The 3,526-nt window shown below is 48.1% G+C and carries 4 protein-coding genes; 3 read left to right on the forward strand and 1 reads right to left on the reverse strand.

Features of this window, described 5'->3' with window-relative positions; all coding sequences use genetic code 11:
• Positions 1-384: 384 nt before the first annotated feature.
• A complete protein-coding gene (locus tag ABES02_RS29910; protein WP_430141718.1) occupies positions 385-1,656 on the reverse strand; it encodes an IS110 family transposase in 1,272 nt (423 codons plus the stop codon).
• Positions 1,657-2,056: 400 nt separating this feature from the next.
• Here ABES02_RS29910 and ABES02_RS29915 point away from each other — a divergent pair, with 400 nt between their 5' ends.
• From ABES02_RS29915 to ABES02_RS29925, 3 genes are read left to right on the forward strand one after another with little or no spacing between them, the layout of a single operon-like run.
• Positions 2,057-2,410 carry an ArsR/SmtB family transcription factor gene (locus tag ABES02_RS29915; RefSeq protein WP_430141721.1) on the forward strand — a complete coding sequence of 118 codons (354 nt, stop codon included), beginning with the start codon at positions 2,057-2,059 and terminating at the stop codon, positions 2,408-2,410.
• On the forward strand, positions 2,407-2,913 hold the full coding sequence (locus ABES02_RS29920) for an SRPBCC family protein (RefSeq protein WP_430141723.1): 507 nt from the start codon (positions 2,407-2,409) through the stop codon (positions 2,911-2,913). Before ABES02_RS29915 ends, ABES02_RS29920 begins: the two co-directional genes overlap by 4 nt.
• A 56-nt stretch (positions 2,914-2,969) precedes the next feature.
• Positions 2,970-3,434 carry a VOC family protein gene (locus tag ABES02_RS29925; protein WP_430141725.1) on the forward strand — a complete coding sequence of 155 codons (465 nt, stop codon included), beginning with the start codon at positions 2,970-2,972 and terminating at the stop codon, positions 3,432-3,434.
• Positions 3,435-3,526 lie beyond the last annotated feature (92 nt).

Below are 3,526 nucleotides of genomic sequence, written 5' to 3' on the forward strand. Positions count from 1 at the left end.
CTCCCTCGGTACGATTCAGTTTCCTCACGCATGCTCGCTTATTCGCAGGATTTCATCCTCTTGGTTATGAGTATAGGAGGAGGAGGGAACGACCATATTAGACATTGGCAACATGAAGGCATGCGGGAATATAGGAGAGTGAGTTTATCTCCAGTTACTTCCATATTCTGCACGTATTCTCCACGCCACCCTCGGAGGTTTTCACTCCCATGTCTCAACGGGTCCTAGCCCTCTCATTCCTTCGTTACACCTATCCAAGGGGTGGAGGCCGGTTTTGCTAACGGTACGGGTCGATGCCCTTTTGTTCAATACACCCGGTACTCCGTGCTTTCTTTGAAATCCTGCGAACAAGCCAATCTACGTGCAAAGGTACGGTTACATGGGTTAAGCGGCCTGTTGGAGCGGTAACGTTTTGTGCGGTGTGTAAGCTTGACCGCTGCGGGCCATCCCGACCAGGATGCGGGCTAGTTTACCGCAAAGTTTCATTATGGATCTCATTTTCTTCATCTTCTTCACGTGAACATTTTGCGAGTGCATCGCTTGAAACTCCGAATTATTCATCACCAAACTCATGGTGACGATGAAGAGGAAGCGGCGAAGACGGGAGCGCCCGCGCTTACTTATGACCAGCTGTCCGGTCCACTTGCCGGAGCTTGCCTCCGCTAGATTCAGGCCGGCATGGCGCAGCAAGGCATTCCCATGAACAAATCCGCTTAAATCCCCAGCCTCACCCAGAATACCGGCCAGTGAAATCGCACTAATCCCTTTGATCGCAAGCATGGACTTTGCAAAGGGGATGCGCTCTAACGCAGCGATGATCTCATGTTCTACGACCTGCAACTGCTTGCAGGCAAGGTCATACTCTGCAAGCAGTTGCTTCAGATGCAGCTGGTATGCACGCGTAGCTAGTCGAGATCCGACAGAGCGGCTGGCTAGTGTAATGAGTTCCTTGGCTTTTCTTGAACCGCTGTGCCGCTTCATGAGTGATTTCCACCCTTCAATCACGTCCTGCGGTTGTAATTGGCTTAACGCTGCCGGTGTAGGGAAGAGGCGTAACGTGGCCAAGGCACCGATACACGTGATGTGCTTGAAAACATGCCGCAATTCAGGGAAAACAATGTCTACCCAACGGTGGATTTGGTTTTTTGCACTGACGAGACGTGTCACCACAGAGTCCCGGTTCGAAAGAAGAACACGGAGTTCCTCGAACGCTTCAGGGGTGTTTCGTGTAAACGAGTAGTACCCGTTTTTCACCATGTCGGCAATGACAAGCGCATCCTTTTTGTCGCTCTTTGAGGGCGTATTATCTCGGTTCTCTTTGTTCTTTTTCACAAGATGCGGATTCACCAAAACGACTTCAAATTGGCGTGCAGCTAACCATCGAGACACGTTGAGCCAATAGTGTCCTGTGGGTTCCATGCCGACGATGGCCGCACTTAACTGATGAGCCGTTTGTAGCTTCTGGATCCATTGAAGCAGGCTGTTAAACCCGTCTTCGTTATTCGTAAATGACAATGCTTCTCCTATGATGATGCCGCGAAAGTTTACAGCGCGGGCAACATGTGTCTGCTGAGCGATGTCGATCCCGACAACGAGATGCGAAGAGGTAATCTTTTCAATGAGTTGATTTTGTCTGGCTTGCGATTTAAACTTCATAGTAGAGCGTCCTCCTGGATGATGGGATTTAAAGGGCTTTGACCCGTTTCGTACTCCCATCGTACCGAGGCGCTCGTTTTTTTGCAAAGCTCGTAATAATCGCTCTACAGGAATGCTAACGGGTACGATAGTGTGGAGCTACCGCAGGATAGCTCCTTTTTAATACTCATTGAAGTAACGGGCAGTTATAATTCAACATTTGGGAAGTTGTCTTACAAGTGCGGAACGCTCTAGGAAAGAGATGTAAGCCGCAACTAGGAAATAATTATTAAATTATTTACTTTATAAAGGAAATAGTTTAATATGAAATCAACAAATAAAATTAAGTCACACTACGAAATCAAAACGAAGCTCACAATCAAGACCGGTAATCAGGAAGGAGGGGAATGGAACAAGCTGTATGCCTAACGATATTTTTTCCGCATTGGCAGATCCAACGCGTCGCCGCATCCTGGAGATGCTTGCCGACAATGAAGAGTTCTCCGCATCTCAGATCCACGATCAATTCGAAGTCAGCCCGCAAGCGATCTCCCAACATTTGAAGATTTTACTTGAGGCGAAATTGATCCTTGTGGAAAAAAGGGCGCAGCAACGCATTTATCGCATCAACACGGATACAATGGTCGAATTCGAGAATTGGTCCATGAACATGAGACGTCGATGGAGCCGGCGCCTAGATACATTCGAGGCCGTAATGAAAGCAGAAATTGCGAAAGCTGCCAAAACCCCAAATGATTCGGAGGAATCCCAATGAACCAAAATTCGAATACGCAAGAACTTGTGATCACTCGAATATTAGACCTTCCTATCGCGTGGGTCTGGAAAGGATGGACGGATCCTAAGCTGGTAGCACTCTGGTGGGGGCCAGCTCATTACACCTCACCGCGATGCGAAATTGATTTTCGCGTTGGCGGCAAGTATTTATTCTGCATGCAGGCGCCGTTAGAGCAAGGGGGTCAAGTTTACTACAACACTGGTATTTATACGAAAATTGTGCCCGAGGAACGTCTTGAATTTACGCAGAGCTTGTCCGACGCGGATGGTAACCCGATCGACCCGGCTGACGTGGGCATGCCCCCTGATTTTCCGAAGGAGGTTCAGTTCATCATGGAATTTAAAGCACTAAGCGATACCAAGACGGAACTGACGATAATCGAATACAACTGGACGATGGGCCAAATGTCCAAATACGCCGTCATGGGCATGAATCAGTCACTCGACAAGTTCGCCTCAATCATCGGTTCACTTCATTGTTAAAAAACGAAAGAATTTAAAAATCCAAAACTTTGGATAACTAAGGGGAGGAAAAGTTCATGCAAAATAAAATTACTCCTTTCTTGTGGTTCAATGATAACGCGGAGGAAGCCATCAATTTCTATAACTCGGTGTTCAAAAATGGAAGAACGTTGAACGTCACCCGTTATGGAGATGGAGCGCCGTTTCCAAAAGGGACGTTGATGTCCGCAACTTTCGAGCTGGAGGGGCAACGATTCATGGCGTTAAACGCCGGTCCACACTTCAAATTCAACGAGGCTGTTTCGTTCTTCGTGAACTGCACGACGCAGGAGGAAGTCGATGAGCTGTGGGATAAGCTCACCGCTGATGGAGGAGAACCCGGCCGGTGCGGATGGCTCGGCTTGTCGTGGCAGATCGTTCCCATGATCCTCAGCGAGTTGCTGGCAGACAAGGATGCCCGAAAAGCAAAAAACGTCACGGAAGCCATGATGCAAATGGATAAAATCGATATCCGGGCATTGAAGCAAGCTTACGAGAAATAAGCGGGGGGCTTGACCGTTGGCTGAATCGCAGCAAGCTACGTAATAAAGTTCAACTATTCACATTGAGAAGGTATTAAGCTAAACATTCCTGT

Source organism: Neobacillus pocheonensis (genome assembly GCF_050477905.1).
Taxonomy (GTDB): domain Bacteria; phylum Bacillota; class Bacilli; order Bacillales; family Cytobacillaceae; genus Neobacillus; species Neobacillus pocheonensis_A.